The sequence below is a fragment of the Streptomyces albidicamelliae genome, from assembly GCF_025642175.1.
GTDB lineage: Bacteria > Actinomycetota > Actinomycetes > Streptomycetales > Streptomycetaceae > Streptomyces > Streptomyces albidocamelliae.
This window is the reverse complement of sequence record NZ_CP106795.1, coordinates 625,838-646,541: the sequence shown is the minus strand read 5'-3', so window position 1 is coordinate 646,541 and position 20,704 is coordinate 625,838. Positions and strand designations below refer to the sequence as shown.

24 protein-coding genes are annotated in these 20,704 nt (G+C 73.4%); 16 read left to right on the top strand and 8 right to left on the bottom strand.

All coding sequences use genetic code 11. From position 1 onward, the window contains the following. Positions 1-59 precede the first annotated feature (59 nt). Together N8I86_RS03175 and N8I86_RS03170 are read right to left on the bottom strand one after the other, a co-directional pair. A complete protein-coding gene (locus N8I86_RS03175) occupies positions 60-929 on the bottom strand; it encodes a class II glutamine amidotransferase (RefSeq protein WP_123439089.1) in 870 nt (289 codons plus the stop codon). Positions 930-1,086: 157 nt separating this feature from the next. Next, positions 1,087-1,374, bottom strand: coding sequence for a DUF4190 domain-containing protein (locus N8I86_RS03170; protein ID WP_073895632.1), 288 nt, complete (start codon positions 1,372-1,374; stop codon positions 1,087-1,089). Between the two features lie 233 nt (positions 1,375-1,607). On the opposite strand from N8I86_RS03170, the gene N8I86_RS03165 reads away from it, so the two are divergent. From N8I86_RS03165 to N8I86_RS03150, 4 genes are all read left to right on the top strand, one after another. After that, positions 1,608-2,456, top strand: coding sequence for an RNA polymerase sigma factor SigF (locus N8I86_RS03165; RefSeq protein ID WP_073895634.1), 849 nt, complete (start codon positions 1,608-1,610; stop codon positions 2,454-2,456). Positions 2,457-2,596: 140 nt separating this feature from the next. Next, positions 2,597-3,259 carry a ScbR family autoregulator-binding transcription factor gene (locus N8I86_RS03160; protein WP_123439091.1) on the top strand — a complete coding sequence of 221 codons (663 nt, stop codon included), beginning with the start codon at positions 2,597-2,599 and terminating at the stop codon, positions 3,257-3,259. 207 nt (positions 3,260-3,466) lie between these two features. Next, entirely contained in the window at positions 3,467-3,775 is a 309-nt protein-coding gene (locus tag N8I86_RS03155) for a hypothetical protein (protein WP_263277029.1), read from the top strand. Between the two features lie 4 nt (positions 3,776-3,779). Then, a complete protein-coding gene (locus tag N8I86_RS03150; RefSeq protein WP_241841052.1) occupies positions 3,780-4,364 on the top strand; it encodes an NADPH-dependent FMN reductase in 585 nt (194 codons plus the stop codon). 57 nt (positions 4,365-4,421) lie between these two features. Here the strand turns inward: N8I86_RS03150 and N8I86_RS03145 are convergent, their stop codons facing one another. Next, a complete protein-coding gene (locus N8I86_RS03145) occupies positions 4,422-6,452 on the bottom strand; it encodes a phosphocholine-specific phospholipase C (RefSeq protein ID WP_263277028.1) in 2,031 nt (676 codons plus the stop codon). Positions 6,453-6,790: 338 nt separating this feature from the next. Here N8I86_RS03145 and N8I86_RS03140 point away from each other — a divergent pair, with 338 nt between their 5' ends. After that, positions 6,791-8,005, top strand: coding sequence for a dipeptidase (locus tag N8I86_RS03140; RefSeq protein WP_263277027.1), 1,215 nt, complete (start codon positions 6,791-6,793; stop codon positions 8,003-8,005). A 136-nt stretch (positions 8,006-8,141) separates the two neighbouring features. Here the strand turns inward: N8I86_RS03140 and N8I86_RS03135 are convergent, their stop codons facing one another. Then, positions 8,142-9,068, bottom strand: coding sequence for an SDR family oxidoreductase (locus N8I86_RS03135; protein WP_263277025.1), 927 nt, complete (start codon positions 9,066-9,068; stop codon positions 8,142-8,144). Positions 9,069-9,154: 86 nt separating this feature from the next. Between N8I86_RS03135 and N8I86_RS03130 the strand changes: the two genes are divergently transcribed. The 7 genes from N8I86_RS03130 (at position 9,155) to N8I86_RS03100 (ending at position 14,272) form a co-directional block, all read left to right on the top strand. Then, the gene (locus N8I86_RS03130) at positions 9,155-9,733 is read left to right on the top strand and encodes a TetR/AcrR family transcriptional regulator (protein ID WP_073895646.1); all 579 of its coding nucleotides are present in this window, start codon (positions 9,155-9,157) and stop codon (positions 9,731-9,733) included. A gap of 117 nt (positions 9,734-9,850) precedes the next feature. Beyond that, positions 9,851-10,342 carry an SRPBCC family protein gene (locus N8I86_RS03125; RefSeq protein ID WP_263277024.1) on the top strand — a complete coding sequence of 164 codons (492 nt, stop codon included), beginning with the start codon at positions 9,851-9,853 and terminating at the stop codon, positions 10,340-10,342. Then, positions 10,335-11,954, top strand: a complete 1,620-nt coding sequence (locus N8I86_RS03120; RefSeq protein WP_263277023.1) for a phytoene desaturase family protein — start codon at positions 10,335-10,337, stop codon at positions 11,952-11,954. The genes N8I86_RS03125 and N8I86_RS03120 overlap by 8 nt, the downstream gene beginning before the upstream one ends. A gap of 115 nt (positions 11,955-12,069) precedes the next feature. Beyond that, positions 12,070-12,522 (top strand): hypothetical protein, encoded by a 453-nt coding sequence (locus tag N8I86_RS03115; RefSeq protein WP_073895652.1) that lies wholly within the window; start codon positions 12,070-12,072, stop codon positions 12,520-12,522. Positions 12,523-12,589: 67 nt separating this feature from the next. Further along, positions 12,590-13,471: an SDR family oxidoreductase gene (locus N8I86_RS03110; protein WP_263277022.1), complete on the top strand. Its 882-nt coding sequence runs from the start codon at positions 12,590-12,592 to the stop codon at positions 13,469-13,471. A 53-nt stretch (positions 13,472-13,524) separates the two neighbouring features. After that, positions 13,525-13,758 carry a hypervirulence associated TUDOR domain-containing protein gene (locus N8I86_RS03105; protein ID WP_073895656.1) on the top strand — a complete coding sequence of 78 codons (234 nt, stop codon included), beginning with the start codon at positions 13,525-13,527 and terminating at the stop codon, positions 13,756-13,758. Between the two features lie 25 nt (positions 13,759-13,783). Next, positions 13,784-14,272, top strand: coding sequence for an MSMEG_6728 family protein (locus N8I86_RS03100; RefSeq protein ID WP_123439101.1), 489 nt, complete (start codon positions 13,784-13,786; stop codon positions 14,270-14,272). A gap of 13 nt (positions 14,273-14,285) precedes the next feature. On the opposite strand, the gene N8I86_RS03095 is transcribed toward N8I86_RS03100, so the two are convergent. The 3 genes from N8I86_RS03095 to N8I86_RS03085 form a co-directional block, all read right to left on the bottom strand. After that, positions 14,286-15,086 (bottom strand): cytochrome c oxidase assembly protein, encoded by an 801-nt coding sequence (locus N8I86_RS03095; protein ID WP_263277021.1) that lies wholly within the window; start codon positions 15,084-15,086, stop codon positions 14,286-14,288. Next, complete coding sequence (locus N8I86_RS03090; protein ID WP_073895662.1) at positions 15,086-15,613, bottom strand: DUF2243 domain-containing protein; 528 nt, start codon at positions 15,611-15,613, stop codon at positions 15,086-15,088. Before N8I86_RS03090 ends, N8I86_RS03095 begins: the two co-directional genes overlap by 1 nt. Positions 15,614-15,741: 128 nt before the next feature. Next, complete coding sequence (locus N8I86_RS03085; protein WP_263280056.1) at positions 15,742-16,608, bottom strand: alpha/beta fold hydrolase; 867 nt, start codon at positions 16,606-16,608, stop codon at positions 15,742-15,744. A 152-nt stretch (positions 16,609-16,760) separates the two neighbouring features. Between N8I86_RS03085 and N8I86_RS03080 the strand changes: the two genes are divergently transcribed. The 3 genes from N8I86_RS03080 (at position 16,761) to N8I86_RS03070 (ending at position 19,153) form a co-directional block, all read left to right on the top strand. Continuing rightward, entirely contained in the window at positions 16,761-17,618 is an 858-nt protein-coding gene (locus N8I86_RS03080) for an MBL fold metallo-hydrolase (protein WP_263277020.1), read from the top strand. 137 nt (positions 17,619-17,755) lie between these two features. After that, positions 17,756-18,181 (top strand): DUF6003 family protein, encoded by a 426-nt coding sequence (locus tag N8I86_RS03075; RefSeq protein ID WP_073895666.1) that lies wholly within the window; start codon positions 17,756-17,758, stop codon positions 18,179-18,181. Between the two features lie 51 nt (positions 18,182-18,232). Continuing rightward, a complete protein-coding gene (locus tag N8I86_RS03070; protein WP_263277019.1) occupies positions 18,233-19,153 on the top strand; it encodes a GNAT family N-acetyltransferase in 921 nt (306 codons plus the stop codon). Positions 19,154-19,170: 17 nt separating this feature from the next. Here N8I86_RS03070 and N8I86_RS03065 read toward each other — a convergent pair whose 3' ends face one another. Next, positions 19,171-19,962: an SDR family NAD(P)-dependent oxidoreductase gene (locus tag N8I86_RS03065; protein WP_073896702.1), complete on the bottom strand. Its 792-nt coding sequence runs from the start codon at positions 19,960-19,962 to the stop codon at positions 19,171-19,173. Positions 19,963-20,066: 104 nt separating this feature from the next. Between N8I86_RS03065 and N8I86_RS03060 the strand changes: the two genes are divergently transcribed. After that, positions 20,067-20,666, top strand: coding sequence for a TetR/AcrR family transcriptional regulator (locus N8I86_RS03060; RefSeq protein ID WP_073895670.1), 600 nt, complete (start codon positions 20,067-20,069; stop codon positions 20,664-20,666). Positions 20,667-20,704: the final 38 nt, after the last annotated feature.

The following is a 20,704-nucleotide window of genomic DNA, read 5'->3' as shown; positions in this document are numbered from 1 at the left end:
CGATGCCCCCGGCTCCCGGTCCGACACCTGTCCGGGTAACTCCGGCCGGGTCCGCCGCGCTACCCCGTCCGCTGCGAGGCCGCCGCGGTGGGACGCAGGTCGGCGAGGGTGAGGGGATGGGCGGGCGGGTCGGGCAGGACCAGACGGGACGTGGTGTGCAGATGCGCGTCGACGTGCAGCAGCTCGCCGGGCTCCATGAGCCGCCAGTGCGGGTGCTCGTCCATGGGCTCGCTGGCCACGACGACCGCCGGGCGGTCGCCCAGACCAGGCGAGTGCACACGCATCCGGCCGTGGCTGCCGGTGTGGTCGAGATGCCGCGAGCCGTGATGGCCGCCCGCCGGCCGCCGGAGCACGTACAGCTCGTGCGTGGCGGGATAGCGCAGCGCCCACAGTTCACCGGGGGTGACGAGAATGATGTTGAGGGCGTACAGCGGCAGGTTCCCGGCGGTCCAGCGGGCCGCCGCGGCGATCCCGGCGGAGACGTCGCCGCCGTTCGCGGCGGTCTCCCGGGTCACCAGGGCGAAGAAGCGCTCGGAGTCGGTGTCGCCGTGCACCAGGGACAGGTCGTCGCCGAGACGGCGGTCGAGTTCGTCCAGCCCCTCGATCACGCCGTTGTGCGCGAGCAGCCGCCCCTGCTGCTCGAAGGGATGGGTGTTGCGGACGTCCAGGCCGCCGGTCGAGGCGAAGCGGATGTGGGCGATGAAGGTGGCCGACTCCACCTGCCGGGCCTCCTGGGCGAACGCGCGGTCCTCGTAGGCGGCCATCGGTGCCTTGTGCACCTCGGGGGTCCCGTCCGGGGCGAAGAACCCCAGACCGGTGCCGTCGGGTTCGCGGTGACTCTGCGCACTGAGGCTGTCGGGGGCGTCCAGCAGCCAGAACGTGGCGAAGGTGCGCAAGGGGGAACTGCTCAGCCCGAAAAGGCGGCACACGGTGTCCTCCTTCGTCGCCGCTGTACGACCATCGTCGCGCGCCCGGCGCCGCCCCGCACGTGGCACGGCACCCCGCGCGGGGTGGGGCCGCGCACACGCCGGGGTGCGGCCCACCCCGTAGGTGGACCGCACCCCGTACGGCGTGCCCGGCCGGGCGTCAGCCGCCCACGTGCCAGCTGAAACCGCCGTTGTGCGCGGCGACGGAGAACAGCACCAGCCACAGCACCACGTCGACGATGCCCAGGACGATGCCGGCCTTCGCCATGCCCGCGCCGTTCTTCACCGCGGCCTGCCGCCGGGCCACGGCGCCGAAGACGATCGCCAGCGGGCCGAGGACGATGTTCAGGACGAAGAGCCCGACGATGCCGCAGCACAGGCTCGCGACCGCCAGACCGTTGGTGCCCGAACGGGAGGAACTGGCAGAGTGGCTGCCGTAACTCGTCATGACGACTCCAGTGTTGACGGTTGTCGGGCCGAACGGCCCCCACGTTTCTTGGTTTTCGCTTGACCGACCGGATGCCCTCTTTACCCGCCGGCATGTCGGCCCGGTTTTCCCGGCCGGGACGCCCGGCTGCCGTCGATCCCTTCCGAACGGACAGGCATGCATGGCGAGCGTGCGGGTACGAGGCGTGTCGTTGACAACACCGCAGATACGGACCCATCCGGGAGGGGAACACCATGACGACGCAGACCGTGGCGGGTCAGGACACGCGAACGGCATCCGAGTTGCCGCAACTCGTCGACCCGTCGAGCGTGGCTCCCCGGGACGCGCGGGCGCTGTCCAAGGTGTTCTTCGACCAGCTCGCGGTGCTGGAGGAGGGCACGCCGGAGTTCCAGTACGCGCGCAACACGCTGATCGAGATGAACATGTCCCTCGTCCGTTTCGCGGCGGCGCGGTTCCGCAGCCGTGGGCCGGAGGAGATGGAGGACATCGTCCAGGTCGGCATGATCGGCCTGATCAAGGCGATCGACCGGTTCGAGCTGTCCCGCGAGGTTGAGTTCACCTCCTTCGCGGTGCCGTACATCGTGGGCGAGATCAAGCGGTTCTTCCGTGACACGTCCTGGGCCGTGCACGTGCCGCGGCGGCTGCAGGAGGCCCGGGTCCAGCTGGCCCGCGCGACCGAGGAACTGCGCAGCCGGCTCGGCCGTACCCCCACGGTCAAGGAGCTGTCCGAGCTGATGTGCCTGTCCGAGGACGAGGTCATCGAGGCCCGGCTCGCGGCGAACGGCTACAACTCCGCCTCCCTCGACGCGGCCATCAACAGCAGCGAGGACGGGGAGACGGCGCTGCAGGACTTCCTCGGGACCGAGGACACGGCGCTGGAACTGGTCGAGGACTTCCACGCGCTGGCCCCGATGATCGCCGAACTGCCCGAGCGGGACCGCCTGATCCTGCATCTGCGCTTCGTCGAGGAGATGACCCAGGCGCAGATCGGCGAGCGCCTGGGCGTCTCCCAGATGCATGTGTCGCGTCTGCTGTCGCGCACCCTGAAGCGGCTCCGGGAAGGCATGCTGACGACCCAGTGAGACCGTCCCCCGGTCGCCAACCGGGCGTACGACTACGGCTCCAAGAGGCCGCGGTGACCCTGTCGCCGCGGCCTCCTTGCCGTATCGCCGTGCGGTATGGTACGAGCTGGATGGTTTAATCTTCAGCTTGAGGAGGGTCGATGGCTCAGCAGGAGCGAGCTGTCCGGACCCGACGCGCGGTTCTGGAGGCCGCGGCGGCCGTCTTCGCGGAGCGCGGGTACGCGGCGGCCACGATCGCCGAGATCCTCCAGCGGGCCGGCGTCACCAAGGGCGCCCTGTACTTCCACTTCGACTCCAAGGCGGCCCTCGCCCAAGGCGTGCTGCAGGAGCAGATCACCACCGAGTACCACCTGCCCCGCGAACTGAAGTTGCAGGAGTGGGTGGACGCCGGCATGACCCTGGCCAAGCGCCTGCCGCAGGAGCCGATGCTGCTCGCCGGGGTCCGGCTCTCCGCGGACCTCCAGGGCCGCGACGTCTTCGGCAGCGCCTGGCCGGCCTGGGCCGAACTGACCGCCCGCGTGCTGGCGGAGGCCAAGGAGCGCGGGGAGGTGCTCCCGCACGTCGTGCCGGAGGAGTCCGCGCAGGTCTTCCTCGGCGCGTGGATCGGGGTGCAGTTCGTCTCCCAGGGTGTGGCGGGCTGGACCGACCTGGACGCGCGGATGTCGGCACTCTTCAAGCACCTGCTTCCCGCGATCGCGGCGCCGTCCGTCCTCGGCCGCCTCGACACCGCCCCCGACCGGGGCGCCCGGGTGCTCGCCGAGGTACGGCGAAGGCCGAAGGCCCTCGCGAACGCCACCGGCTGATCCACACGGCCGGACCGCTCCGCCGCCGTCCGGCAGCCGGGCCCGTGTGTCCTCGGGGACGCCGCCGGAAAATCCGTGGGGGCGCCGCGGGTTCAGGTGCCATCATGTCCGGCGTGACCACGACACGAAACGCCTGTGCCGCGTAGACGGCCCGGAGAGGTCCGGACCGCCCTTTGCCAGCGGCACCGGACACACGCCGCGACGACGGTGATCGACGGCCTGTCCCGCCGTGCGCTGGGTGAGATCGATCGGCTCGAACGCACGCGGGCCTACCTGGGGCCGGGAGAGGTCGCCGCGGCCGTGCGCCTGTGGAAGGAGTACGTCCGGACCCCCGAGCGCCTGCTGTGGCAGGACCACGAGCGGGGCAACAGCCACTGGGACTGCTGCGGCGGTGATCCCTGGGAGGCGCGTGCGCTCCTCGGCACCGTGACGCACGCGCTCTCGGCTCGCTCGGCGCGCGAACTCAGGGCCGTCGTCGCGAGGTCCGATGGGGTGTGGGGCTCGGCGGTAGGTTGATCGGGTGAGTTCACTGCCGATGATTCTGCTGCTGTCGGGGAGCCTGCGGACCGGATCGACCAACGAGACCGTGCTGCGTACCGCGCATGCCGTGGGTCCCTCCGCCGGGGTCGCGACTTCGTTCTACGACGGCCTCGCCGGGCTTCCGCACTTCAACCCCGACGACGACAACGACCCCCTGCCCGCTCCGGTGACCGCACTGCGTACGGCGATCGAGCGGGCGGACGCGATCCTCGTCTGCACGCCCGAGTACGCGGGCACGCTGCCGGGGTCGTTCAAGAACCTGCTGGACTGGACCGTCGGCGGCACCGAGATCTGTGACAAGCCGGCCGCGTGGGTCAACGCGGCTGCTCCCGGCCGCGGGCAGGGCGCCGAGGCCACCCTGCGGTCCGTCCTGGGCTACACCGGCGCCGACATCGTGGAGCCGGCCTGCGTACGGATCCCGGTGGACCGGGGCATGGTCGGCCCGGACGGCCTCCTCACCGACCAGGAGGCCCGCGAGCGGCTCCGCGCGACCCTCGAACTCCTGGCCGGCGCGTCCGCCCCCCGTCCCGGCGGTCTCCGGTCTCCCGCGGGAGGGGACGAGTAGCGCTGTGCGCCGAGGCGGGCCGTCGGGGCCCTGGTCGTCCCGACGGCCCGGTGGGGGTCAGCCGCTCACGCTCGCCCCGCCCGTCTCCAGGTGCCCGGTGAACCGCCGCGACCAGGTGGCGTCGGAGTCGACGGTCACCGTGAAGTCGTACCAGCCGTCCTGGTACGCCACGGCGTTGAAGAAGTCCTCCGCCGAGGCGCCCGCTGCGACGGTGTACGTCCACGGGCCGTCGCCGCGGTAGTGGTTCGAGGTGATGGTGAACTTCACCTGGGCCGCACCCGAGTTGGTCATCCTGAAGTACACGGCCGGCTTTCCGGTGCCGGGCTCCACGGCGTACCGGGATTTCACCTCGGCCGCCTTGCCGGCCTTGGTCGCGTCGCCCCTGAAGCGCCGCAGGAAGCGGTTCGGGCCGAGCATCGTCAGGTCGTACCTGCCGTCGCCGTAGCCCGCGCCGATGGAGAAGTAGTCGGAGGTGGTGCCGCCCGCGTCGACGGTGTACTGCCAGGGCGTGGTGTCCCGGTAGGCGCCCGGATGGATGGAGAAGTGGGCCGCCCGGGACGCCGGTGCGCCCTGGTTGGACATGGTGAACCAGGCGGTGATCTTCCCGGCGGCCCCGAACTCCAGGCGGTCCAGGTAGCCGTTCGGCTGGTACGGCAGCGCACGTGCCGGACGCGTGCCGCTCTCCTGGGCGGGCAGGGCGTTGTTCGTGGGCACCGGGTTCGGCAGGGGACCGCAGGTGCTCATGCCGAGGACACCGGTCGCCGGCAGGTCCACCGGGCCGTACACCGGGTGGGCGAAGTCGAAGACCCCGGTGAGGTCGCCGCTCACCCTGCGGCGCCAGTCGCTGATGTTGGGGCAGGTGGCGGGCGTGCCCAGCGCGCTCGTCCAGGTCTCCAGGAAGCGCAGCACCGAGGTGTGCTCGAACACCTCCGAGGAGACCCAGCCGCCGCGCGTCCACGGTGACACGACGATCATCGGGACGCGGAAGCCGAAACCGTACGGCACCCCGTTGAGGAACTCACCGGCCGTACCGGCGGGAGGCGCCGGCGGGGGCACGTGGTCGAAGAAGCCGTCGTTCTCGTCGTAGTTGAGGAAGAGGACCGTCGAGTCGAAGACGTCCCGGTCGGCCGTGAGGGCCTGGTGGACGAGACCGACGAAGTGGGCGCCGTCGCCGGGCGGGGCGTAGGGGTGCTCGGAGAAGGCCTGGTTGGGGACGACCCAGGAGACCTGCGGGAGGGTGCCCGCGACGACGTCCGCCTTGATCGCGGCCGCGATGTCGTCCGGGGTCGAACCGGTGGCCCTCGGCACGGAGGACATGCCCCGGTCGTACAGCGCGCTGCCCGGCTTGGCGCTCGCGAAGGTCTTGAAGTAGGCGCAGCCGTTGTCGCCGTAGTTGTCCGCCGCGTTCTGGTAGACCTTCCAGGTCACCCCGGCGCCCTGCAGGGCCTCGGCGTAGTTCTGCCAGGTCAGGCCGGACTCGTCGCCGCCGTCGTAGCTGGACTGGTCGACCTTGCCGCTCCACAGGTAGGTGCGGTTGGGCCCGGTGGCGCTGAGCGTGGAGCAGAAGTAGGCGTCGCAGATCGTGTAGTTGTCGGCGAGCGCGTAGTGGAACGGTATGTCGGACCGGTCCAGGTAGCCGAGGGAGCGGACGTTGCCGACTCCCGCGACCCAGTTGTCCATACGGCCCTTGTTCCAGGCGGAGTGCTGCGAGGACCACGAGTGGGGCAGGTCGCCGTCGCACTGCGCCAGCGTCTCGCCGTCCTTGCCGCCGGCGGGCGGGGTCGCGCTGAGCTTCCACGGGTACTGGCGGCCCGTGCCGTTGGGCTGATCGAAGACGCCGTATCCGCCGTTCAGGGGGATGCCACTGCGGTCGTCGAAGCCGCGGACGCCCTTCAGGCGGCCGAAGTAGTGGTCGAAGCTGCGGTTCTCCTGCATGAGGATCACCACGTGCCGAACGTCCTTGATCGTGCCGGTCGCCGTGGCCGTCGCCGGTGCGGCGGCCGCCGTACGCGGACCGGCGCCGAGCGTCGCACCCGCTGCGATGGAAGCGCCGAGCCCCACGAAGCCTCTTCGGCTGATCGGTGTCATTCGCCCCGTCCTCGTCTCAGGGGTGCCCCAGCGGCACATCGCCAAGGTGCCCGCGGCGAGGGTCAGGGTCCATAACGCGCGATGACACGAGGATGAAGAAGGGCGTCCGCTTCTCGCTGCCGGCCGGCGGCCCGGGTCGGCCCGCGTCCGGCGGGAGTTGCGGGCCGTGTGGCCGCGCCCCGCCGGGGCAGGATCACCGGGTCCGGCGCCGCCGCCCGGGCACCGGGGCGGCACGAGGGGGAGGAGCGCGCACGGCAGTCGTGGCCGCCTCCCCTCCCCGCACGAGTGCGGCCGTGCGCGCCGGCAGCCCGTTCCCGTCGACGAAGGAGTACGAGCCCATGAGCGATGTCGTAGCCGAAGCCCTGCGGAGCACACCCGTCGTCGACGGCCACAACGATCTGCCGGTGGCCCTGCGCGCCCGTTCCGGCTACAGCGTCGAGGGTCTCGCGGACGGCCGGCCCGATCTGCACACCGATCTGCCCCGGTTGCGCGCGGGAGGCGTCGGCGCGCAGTTCTGGTCCGTGTACGTCTCCTCCGAACTGCCCGAGCCCGAGGCGGTCGTGGCGACCCTGGAGCAGATCGACGCCGTGTACCGGCTCGTAGCCCGCTACCCGGAGGCCCTGCGCATGGCCTACACCGCCGCCGACGTCGAGAAGTCCTTCGCCGACGGCCGGATCGCCTCGCTGCTGGGTGTGGAGGGCGGCCACAGCCTCGCGGAGTCGCCGGGTGTGCTGCGGTCGTACGCGCGGCTCGGGGTGCGCTACGTGACCCTGACCCACAACGACAACACCTCCTGGGCCGACTCGGCCACCGACGAGCCCGGGGTGGGCGGTCTCGACGACACGGGGCGGGCGATCGTCGCCGACCTCAACCGCACCGGGATCCTCGTCGACCTCTCGCACGTCGCCGAGTCCACGCAGCGCGCGGCCCTCACGGCGTCGACCGCGCCGGTGCTGTTCAGCCACTCGTCGGCCCGGGCCCTCAACGACCATCCGCGCAACGTCACCGACCCGGTCCTCGAACTCCTCCGGGACAACGGCGGGGTCCTCCAGCTGACCTTCGTGCCCTACTTCATATCCGCGCAAGTGGCCGAGTGGGCCGAGGAGTTGCAGGCGGAGCGCGAACGCCTCGGGCTCGCCGCCGACACCTGGCGGTGGCCGCGCGCGCCCCGCCCCGGCGAGGACCCGGCGGCGGTCGCCGAGGAGCACGCGGACCTCTTCGACACATCGCCCGACGACCGCCTGCGCCGCTGGCTGGAGGCGCATCCGCGACCCGAGGTGACCGTGGCCGAGGTCGCCGACCACGTGGAGCACGCCCGTGACGTGGCAGGCGTCGACCACATCGGCCTCGGCGGGGACTACGACGGCGTCGACCATCAGCCGGCCGGCCTCGCCGACGTCTCCGGCTACCCGGTGCTGCTCGGGGAACTCGCCGGCCGGGGCTGGTCCCGGACCGAACTGGAGGCCCTGACCGGGCGCAACGTCCTGCGGGTGCTGCGGGCGGCCGAGGAGGCGGCGACCGAGCCGCTCTGGCCGACGGCGCCCCTGCGGTGAGCAAGTAAACGCGAATGTAGGGGTGTTGAGGTGCCAACCGGCTTCGAGGCCGTTCAACCGCCCGGTGTGGGCATCCGCGTCGAGGACGGCGGGCCGGGGTCGCACGCCTCCCGTGGCGGACCCGGCCTCCCGCCGGTCAGGCGCCCGTGGGGGCGGGTGCCCGGAAGTAGTGGCCCGCCTCCAGGTCGGCCAGGAGACCCGGGCGGGTCGGCGCCCAGCCCAGGAGCTCCCGGGTCAGTGCGCCGGACACCGGGACGTCGGTGCCCAGGAAACCGCTCAGCCAGGTGAAGTGCTCCGGCGCGGCCTCCGGCGGCACGGAGACGACCGGCACGCCGAGGTGGCGTCCGATCACCTCGGCGACGTCGCGGATCGCCACACCCTCCTCGGCCACTCCGTGCAGCACCGACCCGGCGGGGGCCTTCTCGACGGCGAGGTGGAACAGCCGGGCGGCGTCGAGGCGGTGGACGGCGGGCCAGCGGTTGCCGCCGTCGCCGACGTGGCCGGACACCCCCTTCGCGCGGGCGATCGCGACCAGGGTCGCCATGAAGCCGTGGTCGCCCTCGCCGTGGCAGGTGGGGGAGAGCCGGACCACGGAGGAACGCACCCCCCGGGAGGCGAGGTCGAGCGCCGCCTGCGCGGTGGCCGACCGGACGGAGACGGGCGAGCCGTCCACGGTGGGCCGGTCCCGCTCGGTCGCCACCCGCCCCGGCGCGAGGCCCACCACGCCGGAGGCGATGACGAGGGGGCGGCCGGTCCCGGCGAGCGCCTCCCCGAAGACGTCCACGGCCCGGCGATCGGCCTCCGCTGCGCCCTGGAAGTCGCCGGTGAAGGCGATGTCGTGCTTGAAGGCGAGGTGGATCACGCCGTCCGACGCGGCGGCCGAGTCCCGCAGGAGGTCCAGATCGTCGACGGTGCCGCGGACCACCTCCGCCCCGGCCGCGGTGAGAGCGGCGGCGGAGGTCCCGGAGCGGGCCAGCCCGACGACCCGGTGGCCCGCGTCGACGAGCTCGGGGACGACGGCGGATCCGATCCAGCCGGACGCACCGGTCACGAAAATGCGCATGGCAAAGCTCCCGGACAGTTCGATGTCAGTTACTGTCATCGACCCTACACCTGATGTCAGGCACTGTCATCGCGTACGATCGGCCCATGGGTAGATGGGAGCCGAACGCGCGGGGGCGCCTGGCGGAAGCGGCGTTGGAGCTCTACAGCGAGCACGGGTACGAACAGACCACCGTGGCGGAGATCGCCAAGCGGGCCGGCCTCACCGAGCGGACCTTCTTCCGGCACTACGCCGACAAGCGCGAGGTGCTCTTCGCCGGCTCGGGCGAGCTCCAGGACCTCTTCGCACGGGCGGTCGCCGAGGCTCCGGAGCGGGCGGCACCGGTCGACGCGCTCGCGGCGGGCCTCGACGCGGTCTCCGGGGCGTTCGCCGACCGGTGGGAGCACGCGCGCCGACGGCACGCCGTGGTCGTGGCCAACCCCGAACTCCAGGAGCGCGAGCTGATCAAACTCGCCTCGATGACGGCCGCGGTCGCCGGCGCCCTGCGCGGCCGCGGGGTCACCGAGCCGGCCGCGAGCCTCGCCGCGGAAGCCGGGACGGCCGTGTTCAAGGTCGGCTTCGAACGCTGGATCGCGGCGGCCGAGGAAGGCGAGATGGCGGGCCTGCTGCGGGCGGCGCTCGCCGAGCTGAAGGCGGTCACCGCCGGACACGCGGCCGCGGTCTGACGCTGCCGCTCTGCCTCCCCGGGGCCCCCGTCCCGGGCCGGTTCCCCAGGTTGGAGCGACGGTGTCCGGGGCACTCGGCCGGGGTTCCGACCCGAGCCCGTGAGACCGGAGGCGTTCGTGGCCGTACGTCATCGCCTGATCAAAGCCAGCCCCGCAGCGGTGTGGGACGTCCTCGCCGACGGCAGCAGATACGCGGAATGGGTGGTGGGCACGTCGTCCGCGTCCCCCGGACTCGGCCGGTGGCCGGAGCGGGAGGCGTCGATCGGCTACCAGGTACGGCTCGGCCCGTTCCGCCTGGGCAACGAGACCGTCGTACGGCGCTGCGAGGAGGGCTCCCTGCTGGAGCTGGAGGCCCACGCCGGCATCCTCGGCACGGCCCGCATCGCGATCGAGCTGCGCGAGTGGGGCGAGCACTGCCTGGTCATCGTCGACGAACACCCCCTCCAGGGGGCCGGCGGGGCGCTGCACAACGTCGGCTTCGAGGCGCTGATACAGCTGCGCCACCGCGCCATGCTCGCCCGCCTCGCCAAGGCGTGCGAGGACGGGGAACGCGACCGGGGGCGGGCCGCCCGGCGACTGCCGCGCGGCGGAGGGGCCCGCCATGCCTGACGCCGTGGTGATCGGGGCGGGCCCCAACGGACTCGTCGCCGCGAACCTGCTGGCCGACGCCGGATGGAGCGTCCAGGTCCTGGAGGAGCAGCCGGAGCCGGGCGGCGCGGTCCGCCACGACCGGGGCGTCGACCCGGACTTCGTCAACGACCTGTTCAGCTCGTTCTATCCGCTGGCGGCCGCCTCCCCGATCCTGTCCGCGCTCCGTCTGCAGGACCACGGGCTGCGCTGGAGCCACGCGCCGCACGTGCTGGCGCATCCCCTGAGCGACGGCCGGTGCGCCGTCCTGGACCGGCACCTCGACACCACCGCAGACTCCCTCGAGGCGTTCGCGCCCGGCGACGGAGCGGCCTGGCGGCGCCTGTGGGACCTGTGGGACACCATCCGCTCCGACCTGCTGGGTGCCCTGTTCACCCCGTTCCCGCCTGTCCGGGCGACCACCCGGCTGGCGCTGAGACTGCGGGCCGCGGGCGGCCTGCGCACCGCACGCTCCCTGGTCCTCCCGGTGCGCCGGCTGGGCGAGGAGGAGTTCCGCGGCGAGGGTGGCCGCCTGCTGCTGGCCGGCAACGCGCTGCACGCGGACCTCACCCCCGAGTCGGCGGGCAGCGGCGGCTTCGGCTGGCTGATGTCGATGCTCGGACAGACGTACGGCTTCCCCGTCCCCGTCGGCGGCTCCGGCGCCCTCACCGAGGCGCTGGTGCGACGTCTGGCCGCGCACGGGGGAGAGGTGCGCTGCGGGGAGCGCGTGGCCGCCGTCGCCGTACGCGACGGACGGGCCGTGGGCGTGCGGACCGCCGGCGGGGAGACGGTGCCCGCCCGCAGGGCCGTGCTCGCCGACGTGGCCGTACCGGTCCTCTACCGCGAACTCGTCGGCCCCGAGCACGTGCCGGCGCAGCTCATGGAGGACCTGCGGCGCTTCCAGTGGGACTTCGCCACCTACAAGGTCGACTGGGCGCTGGACGGGCCGGTGCCCTGGCAGGCCGAGCAGGCCCGCCGGGCCGGGACCGTCCACCTGGCCGACGGCATGGACGAGCTGACCCGCTTCGCCGCGCAGATCGCCATGCACCAGGTACCCGACCGCCCCTTCGCCCTGTTCGGCCAGATGACCCTGTCCGACCCCGTCCGTTCCCCCCGGGGCACCGAGTCCGCCTGGGCCTACACGCACGTCCCGCACGACATCCGGTCGGACGCCGGTGACGAGGGCATCACCGGCGACTGGGGGCCCGCGGACCGGGACCGCATGGCGGACCGCGTCGAGCGGCAGGTCGAGCGGTTCGCCCCCGGCTTCCGCTCCCGCATCCGCGCCCGCCGCGTGCTCGCCCCGCCCACCCTCCAGGAACTGGACGCCAACCTCCTCGGCGGCGCCATCAACGGCGGTACGACCGCCCTGCACCAGCAGCTCGTCTTCCGGCCGGTACCCGGCACCGGCCGCCCGGAGACCCCGGTGGCGGGACTCTTCCTGGCCTCCGCCGGCGCACACCCGGGGGGCGGTGTGCACGGTGCCCCGGGCGCCAACGCCGCCCGCGCCGCACTGCGCGCGCACCGGGCACCCGGACTGGTCCGCGCCCAGCGTCTGCTGACCCGCCGCGACCGGGCCGGGCACCCGGTCTGAGCGGCCGTTCCGGCGAACGCATCCGGACGTCCGACACAGCGAGAAGAGGTGCACACAGACGGTACGCACCGAGTCCCACGGGCCGGCACCCCGGCCACCGCACCAAGGGAGCGTCATGAGCGAGCACCAGGACGGACCCGACCGCCGGCACCGGCGACCCGACGGAGTCAGCGACAAGACCGTCGAGGCCCTCGGATCCCTGTCCAAGGCACTGGAGACCACCGAGCGGGCCCGCGGCCATCTCTACAGCTTCCACCAGCTGACCGGCGGAGCCGACCTGGAACTGGACCGGGCGGTACGACTGCTGCGGGAGGCCGGCCATCCCGAGTGGGCCGACAAGGTCCAGTCGGAGATCCTCGGCCGCAACGTCATCCCCGGCCACTGGACGTTCCAGGTCGTCGAGGCCTACGACGACACCTACTACCGGCCGTTCCGCGACCTCGAACGCAGCGCCGTCGACGAACTCGCCGAGGGCCGGGACCACCTGTACGAGGCGGAGATGAAGGAAGCCCGCCGCACCGCCGGCCATCCGGACCACTCGGCGGTGCCCGGGGCCACCGAGTGGTGAACCGTGCCGGACGCCCGCCTCCGCGGAGCAGCCCGGTGACCGGCCCGCAGGACAGAAAGGCCCTCCCGTGCGAACCAGCCCCCTGAAGAACCGGACGGTCGTGGTGACCGGTGCCGCGCGCGGCATCGGTGCCGCGCTCGCCCGCGAACTGGCCGCGCGGGGAGCCAGAACGGCCCTGCTCGGCCATGAGAAGGACCTGCTGGAGGAGCTCGCCGCGAGTCTTCCCGCACCCGCCCTGGCACTCGGCGCCGACGTGACCGACCTGCCCGCGCTGCAGGCGGCCGCGCGCGAGGTGCGCGGCCGGCTGGGCCCGCCGTCGGCGGTGATCGCCAACGCGGGCATCGCGGAGGCGGGCCCCTTCGACACCACCGACCCCGCCGACTGGCGGCGGGTGATCGACGTCAACCTCACCGGCAGCGCGCAGACGGCGCGGGCGTTCCTGCCCGACCTCTACGCCACCGCGGGCCACTACCTGCAGGTCGCCTCCCTCGCCTCCCTCGGCGCCGCCCCCCTGATGAGCGCCTACTGCGCCTCCAAGGCCGGCGTGGAGGCCTTCGCCCACGCGCTGCGGGCCGAGGTCGCCCACCGGGGCGTCGGCGTGGGCATCGCCTACGTCAACTGGACCGACACCGACATGGTGCGCGACGGCGACCGGCAGGCCGCGCTGCGTGAACTCCGCGCCCACATGCCGCGCCCCGCCCGGCGCGTGTACAGCACCGAGACCGTCGTCGGCCGTCTCGTACGCGGGCTGGAACGCCGGCGCACCGCCGTGTACGCGCCGCCGTGGCTGCGCCTCGTGCAACCGGTACGGGCGGTGCTGCCCCCACTGGTCCTGCGCCTGTCCCGCCGTGAACTGGCCCGGCTGGAAGCCGGGGGACCGCTCCTGCCCACCGGGCTGCTCGGCGCCGGGGGCGAGGCCGACCGCGCCGCCACGGGACGCGCCACCTGACCCCCAAGGCCCGTCCGGGGCCGGGGAGACATCGGGCAAGGAAGGAACACACCATGGCGAAGAAGTCACAGCGCAAGTCGGACGACACGTTCCGCAAGGGCGACAAGGTGGCCTGGAACAGCCACGGTTCGACCGCCGAGGGGAAGGTCGAACGCAAGATCACCAAGCGCACCGAGGCCGCCGGACGCGAGGTCGACGCCTCCCCCGAGGAGCCGCAGTACGAGGTGCGCAGCGACAAGTCCGGCAACACCGCCGTGCACAAGCCCTCCGCCCTGCGCAGGCGGTGAACGACACCCGCGGAGGACGGCGACCATGCAGACGTTCCTGCCCGATCCCGACTTCCGGCGCTCCGCACTGCTCCTGGACCGCCGCCGCCTGGGCAAGCAGCGGGTGGAGGCCCTCCAGGTGCTGCGCGGACTGACCGTGCCGGGATACGGCTGGCGCAGGCACCCGGCCGTGCGCATGTGGAGCGGCTACGAGGAGGCGCTGGTCCGGTACGGCCTGGAGGTCTGCCGGGTGTGGCGGGAGCAGGGCCACCAGGACAGCTGTGCCGCCTCGCTGGTCGCCGGGTTCGCCCACTGCCGCCCGGGCTCGCCCGTGCGCGGGCAGCACGACCTGGCGGCCGCGGGCGAGCTGCCGCCCTGGCTCGGCGACGAGGGCTTCCACCGCAGCCACCAGTCCGCGCTCGTCCGCAAGGACCACGACGCCTACGCCGACGCGTTCCCCGGCGTACCGGACGATCTGCCGTACGTGTGGCCCGGATCCGACCGGGAACGCGGGGAGGCCACCGTGGACGGCTGACCGGCACGCGGCCTCAGGCCCGCGCCGGGTGAGCGCGGGGTGCGGGGCGCCAGGTGGTCACCAGGGCCGCCGCGAGGAGGAGTTCGGCGATGTCACCGCCGTAGTACATGATCTCCGCACCGCCCCGGACCTCGGGGACCGGGGCGTGGACGTCGACCCAGAAGCCGCCGTACATCAGCTGCGCGACGACCGAGTGCACGGCGATGGCGCAGCCGAGGAGGACGAGCCGGGTCCGGACACCCGGACGGCCCGGAGCGGGGTCGGGCCCGGCGACGGCATGGGCGAACAGGCAGCCCGACAGCAGGAAATGCGCGTGCAGCAGCCAGTGGCCGGCCGGCCGGTCCATGGCGGCGTTGTAGAGCGGCGTGAAGTACAGGACGGCGAGACTGCCCGTCGACAGCACCAGGCCGACGGCCGGGTGGGCGAGGAACCGGGCCGGTCGGCCGTGCAGGACGCCGGTCAGCCGGCGCGCTCGGGGCGCCGGCAGCACCCGCAGCAGCAGGGTGACCGGTGCGCCCAGCACCAGGGCGAGCGGGGCGTACATCCCGATGAGCAGATGCTGCGCCATGTGCCCGCGGAAGTCGGCGTGCGCCCACGGCGCCACGGGCGGCAGCAGTGCGACGGCCAGCATGAGCAGCCCCGACAGGAAGCAGGCGGTACGCCGGCGGCTCCAGCCCCGCACCGGGTTGCGCAGCCGGGCCAGCCGGCCCAGGTACAGGTAGCCGCCGGCCCAGAGCAGCAGGACCAGGGCGGGCAGCAGCTCCGGGAGGGCGCCGCCCGCGGAGTGGTGCATGTGCGGGGTGCCCGGATGCATCAGGCGGTCCGTCCGGCGCCGGTGGCCGGCGGTTCGACGGGCCGGCCGCCGCGGGCGAGGAGCCGGCCGCCCGCGACGAGCAGTGCCCCGAGGACGAGGAAGCCGATGTCCCACCACCTCTGGTGGGGTCCGCCGCGGACGTGGTGGATGCCCAGGATCTGGTGGTCGAGGACGCCTTCGACCAGGTTGAAGAGGCCCCAGCCGACCAGGATCCAGCCCCACAGGGCCCGCGAGGTCCACACCTGGCGTCGTCCGGCCGTCACCCGCGAGTACAGGATCGCCAGACCGGTGAGCACGGCGATCCAGCACACGGTGTGGAAGACCCCGTCCCACACGGTGTTCATCCGCAGACCGGAGACGGTGTGCGGATCGTAGTACCGCACGCCGATGCGGTCGTGGTTGGTGCTGGTGAGCATGTGGTGCCACTGGAGGAGCTGATGCAGGAGGATGCCGTCCACGAAGCCCCCGAGTCCCACCCCCAGCACGATCCCCGGTAACCGCAGACTCGTCGGCGTGCTCTGCGCCATGGTCACGCTCACGCTGGTCGCCCTGCCTCTCTGCTCCGTCGAAGTCGGCCGTCCTCAAGAGGAATTACCAGTTCCCCGGGCCCGCCGCCGCAGCATCCTCGGCCAAATGCCGACCGGCCCGGACGCCCTCAACCGGCCGCCGCGAAGAAGTCGCCCAGGGCGGCCGCGAGTTCCCCCGGGGCCTGTTCGGCCACGTGGTGCCCGGAGTCGATGCCGTGGCCGCGGACGTCGACGGCCCAGCGCCGCCAGATGGCGACCGGGTCGCCGTACAGCTCCTCCAGGTCGTCCCGGTCGGACCACAGGACCAGGGCCGGGCACCGGATCCGCGCCCCGGCGGCCCGGTCCGCCTCCTCGTGCCGCCGGTCGATCGTCAGGCCGGCCCGGTAGTCCTCCAGCATGGCCCGGACGACCCGGGGGTCGCGGGTGGCCCGCCGCCACTCGGCGTGGTTCTCCCGCCCCATGGTCTCCGGGTCGCCGCGGTACCAGCTGTCCGGATCGGCGTTGATCACGCGCTCGGGGACGTCCGGCTGGGCGAAGAAGAACCAGTGCCACCACCGTGTGGCGAACTCCGCCGTGATCCGGGAGAGGTGCTCGCTCAGCGGGAGGCAGTCGATCAGGGCCACACGCGAGACCACGCCGGGATGGTCCAGCGCAAGCCGGAGCGCCACCGGGCCCCCGCGGTCGTGGCCGGCGAGTGCGAACCGCTCGTGGCCGAGCGCGCGCAGCACGGCGACGACATCGCCGGCGACGGCGCGTTTGGCGTACCCCGCGTGGTCGGGCGTCGGCGCCGGGCCCCGGGACCTGCCGTAGCCGCGCAGATCGGGACAGACGACGGTGAAGCCGCGGCGGACGAGGAGCGGGGCGACCCGGTGCCAGGTCGCCGACGTCCGCGGATGTCCGTGCAGCAGCACCACCGGCGGCCCTTCGCCGCCGTGGCGGACGAAGATCGACGCGCCGTCCGTCCGTACCCGCCCGGCCTCGAACCCCTCGAACACGAACCGGCCCTCCGTCCTGTCGGTGCCGCCTGCCGCGACGCGGTGCCACGGTTCGCGTGGCACCACCCGCCGAGGGGTACCCCGTCCGGCGAAGAGCGCACCGGCTCCTGCGGCGGCGCCGGTGCCCGGCCTCGGGCGAAGGGCGGCCGACCATGTCCGGGAACCACGCCGACCCCGCCGGTGACGCGGTCGACATCCACTTCATCGGCAACGCGACCGTCCTGCTGCGCTACGGCCCGCTGACCCTGCTGACCGACCCGAACTTCCTGCACCGCGGCCAGTACGCCTATCTCGGGCACGGCCTCGTGAGCCGGCGTCTGACCGAACCCGCCACCGGACCGCGCGAACTGCCCGGCCTCGACGGGATCGTGCTCTCCCACCTGCACGGTGACCACTGGGACCGGCAGGCCCGCCGGCACCTGGACCACGACGTCCCGGTGCTGACCACACCCCATGCCGCACGCCGGCTGAAGGTGATCCAGGGTTTCGGGCGCACCGCGGGACTGCGGACCTGGCAGGGGCTCACCCTCACCCGGGGCGGGGCACAGGTCCGGGTCACGGCACTGCCCGGCCGGCACGCCGGCCACCCGGTGCTGAGGGCCCTGCTGCCGCCGGTGATGGGCAGCATGCTGGAGTTCGGCCCCGTCGCGGGCCCGCCCCGGCTGCGGCTGTACCTCTCGGGCGACACGCTCGTGTACGACGGCCTCGACGAGATCACCGAGCGCTTCCCCACCGCCGACCTGGCCGTCCTGCACCTGGGCGGAACCCGGCTGCCCGGCGGCTTCGTGGTGACCATGGACGGCGCGCAGGGCGCGGAACTCGCCCGGCGCCTCGCGCCCCGCAGCATCCTGCCCGTGCACTACCACGACTACACGGTGATGCGGTCGCCGCTGTCCGCCTTCCTGAGCGAGGCCGACAGGGTCGGCCTGGGCGACCGGATCGTGCACTGCCGCCACGGCGGACACGCCACCCTTACGGCCGCTCCCGGAGCGGTGCCGGTGGTCCGCTGACCGCGCGACGCGCCGGTGCGCCGAGCGCGGTGGCGCCGGTGGGCCGTACCCCGGCACGGACGGGGTAGGCGGGACGGCGACGGACCGACGAGTTGTGCCGCGGCGACGCGCCGACGACATGTGACGAGGAGTCGCTGATGACCGATGACGCCTACCTGTTCCTCGTGGAGGACCCGGACTCGCCCCTGGGCGTGCCGGTGCCCGCCCTGGGCGAATTGTCGTGCATGGAGACGGCCTCGGTGCGGGCCTGGCTGCACGCCCAGGGTGTGCCGGCCACCTCCCCGTGCCTGCGGGTGGTGGCCCCCGAGGACACGGACGACATCCCCGGCGGCGCGGAGCGGCTGCCGGTTCCGCTGAGCGACGAGGAACTGAGCCGGCTGCGCCACCACAGGGCCCCGGAGACGGTCGCCGCCGTGGAGAACGACCTGCTCGCCTACCGGGACTGCACGGACGGCCGCGACGAACTGCTCGCACGGGCCCTGGCCGCCGGTGTCAGCCCCCACCGCATCGCCCGGCTCACCGGTGAGGACCTCGCCGCGGTGACGGCCGCCGCCGGTCGCTGACGCACCTCGGCACGGTCGACAGGGCGGCCCCGATGGCGGAGGGTTCACCTCATGTCTGATCTCCAGGAGCGGCTGCCACACGGTTACCGGGCCCGGCCGGCGGGCACGGCCGACGCGGGCACCGTCCACCGTCTGGTCACCGCCTGCGAGCGTGACCTGCACGGCCGCGCGGTGACCGACTTCGACCGCATCGCCGCCGACCTCGGCGTGCCGGACACGGATCCGGCCGCCGAGGCGGTGCTCGTGCGCGACACGAGCGGCGAACCGGCCGGCTGGGGCTGGGTGAAGGGGCGCCGGGCCCGGGTCGACGTCCACCCCGGGCACCGGGCGCGGGGTCTCGGCGGCGCGCTGCTCGACTGGGCGGAGGTACGCGCCCGGTGCCTGGGGAACGACCGCCTGTCCCAGTCGGTCCCGGACAGCGACCCCGGGGCGAGCGCGCTGCTCCGGGCCGGTGGCTACGTCCCGCTCGTCACCGAGTGGCTGCTGGAGATCGGCCTGCCCGCCGGTCCGGCGGTGCCGGGGCCACCGCCGGGTGTCACGATGCGGCCCTTCCGGCCCGGTGACGAACAGGCGGCGTACCGGGTCACGGAGGACGCGTTCGACGAATGGCAGCAGCGGCGCAAGAGCTATCCCGAGTGGGCCCGGCTCACCGTCGAACGCGCGGCGTTCGCCCCGGCCGCCTCACCGCTGGCCTTCGCGGGCGGCGAGCTGGTCGGCGTCGTGCTCTGCGAGGACGATCCCGGCAGCGACGAGGGATACGTCGAGCGGGTCGCGGTACGACGGGACCAACGCGGCCGGGGGATCGCCCGCGCGCTGCTGCACGAGGCGTTCCGCACCTTCCACGACCGGGGGAAGCGGTCCTGCACGCTGTGGACCCACACCGACACCGGGGCGCTCGCGCTCTACGAGGGCATCGGCATGACGGTCCGGCGCAGCTCCACGGTCTACAGCAAGCCGCTCATCGCGGTGTGACCCGGCCCGACCGGCCGTCAGCGGCTCGCCCGCTGGGCGGCCACGATCGTGTCCACGGTCCGGTCCGCGCCGGCGAGCCGCTGCACACGCTCCGCGAATCCGGGGAACTGCGACGCGACCTTCGTGAGGAACCGCAACTCCAGCGGCGCCACGTTGAGTTCGGCGACGTCCCGTTCGATCGCCCGCGCCACGCCCCTGACCACCCGGTCCGGCGACACGGTGCGGACGCCGCCCGGCGTCGGTGAGCCCGTCTTCGCGAACATCCCGAGGTCGCGTACGAATCCGGGCTGGACGATCGAGACGCCGACCCCCGTGCCGTGCAGGTCCTGGCGGAAGGCCAGCGAGAAGCCGCGGAGTCCGAACTTCGAGGCGTTGTACATGGTCGACGACTTGGTGGCGGCCATGCCCGACAGCGATCCGACGAAGCAGACGTGCCCGCGCCCGGCGGCGACCATCCCGGGCGCCAGCAGCCGGGCGAGCACCGCGGGGGCCCGCAGGTTCACCGCGAACGCCCGGTCGATCTGCTCCGGGGTGTAGTCCAGCACGTCGCCGCTGGACGGGAGGGCCGCGTTGGCGACGAGTATGTCCGTGCCGGCCGCCTCCTCGGCGAGGCGCCGCACGTCGTCGGGGTCGGCCAGGTCGGCCAGGACCGTGCGCGCGCCGTACCGCTCGGCGAGGGGTTCGAGGGCCTCCCTGCGGCGCCCGGTGAGTATCAGACGCGCGCCGCGGTCCGACAGTCCGGCGGCGAGTGCGCTTCCGATGCCCCCGGTGACCCCGGTGAGCAGAACTGTTGCCCCAGCAATGTGCACGGCCATCCTCCATGTCTGTTCGTTCGAACGAACAATAGGTAGGGCGGGCGGAGCTGTCCACCGGTCCGTCCGGACGCCCGGGCGCTGATGGAACAATGAGCGGCATGCAGAACGCCGCCCTCGCCGCCCCGACGCGCCAGCGCATCATCCAAGCCGTCCTGCGGATCATCGGGGAGGACGGAGTCGCGGCCGTCACCAACCGGCGCATCGCCAAGGAAGCCGGAGTGTCGCTGGGTTCGGTCACCTACCACTTCGAGACCCAGCACGATCTGTTGCGGGAGAGCCTGCTGCACTTCGTGCGCGAGGAGGCCCGGCACTTCACCGAGTTGGCCGACCAGTGCCAGACGGAGGGCATCGCCATCGAGGACGCCGCCTCGCTGGCCGGCCAGGTCGCCTGTGGCACGGTGTTCGACAGCGCCCATCTCGCCCCCTTCGAGCTGTACATCCACTCGGGGCGCGACGAGCGGCTCCGGGAGGCGGCGGCCGAGGCGTTCCATGCCTACGACCGCCTCGCCACCCGGATCCTCACCGCGCTCGGCGTCCCGGACGCGGAACGGCTGGCGGCCACCACGGTCGCCCTGGTGATGGGCCTGCAGCTGCGGCGGCTGGCCACGGGCAGCCCCGCCGACGACCTGGTCGACGCCCTGCTCCTGCTCGTACGCGGAGCCGGCGACCGGCTGCCGGGGCAGGACCGGCCGGCGTGACGGCGACGGCACGGCCCCGGCCCGGACAGCGCCGCGTC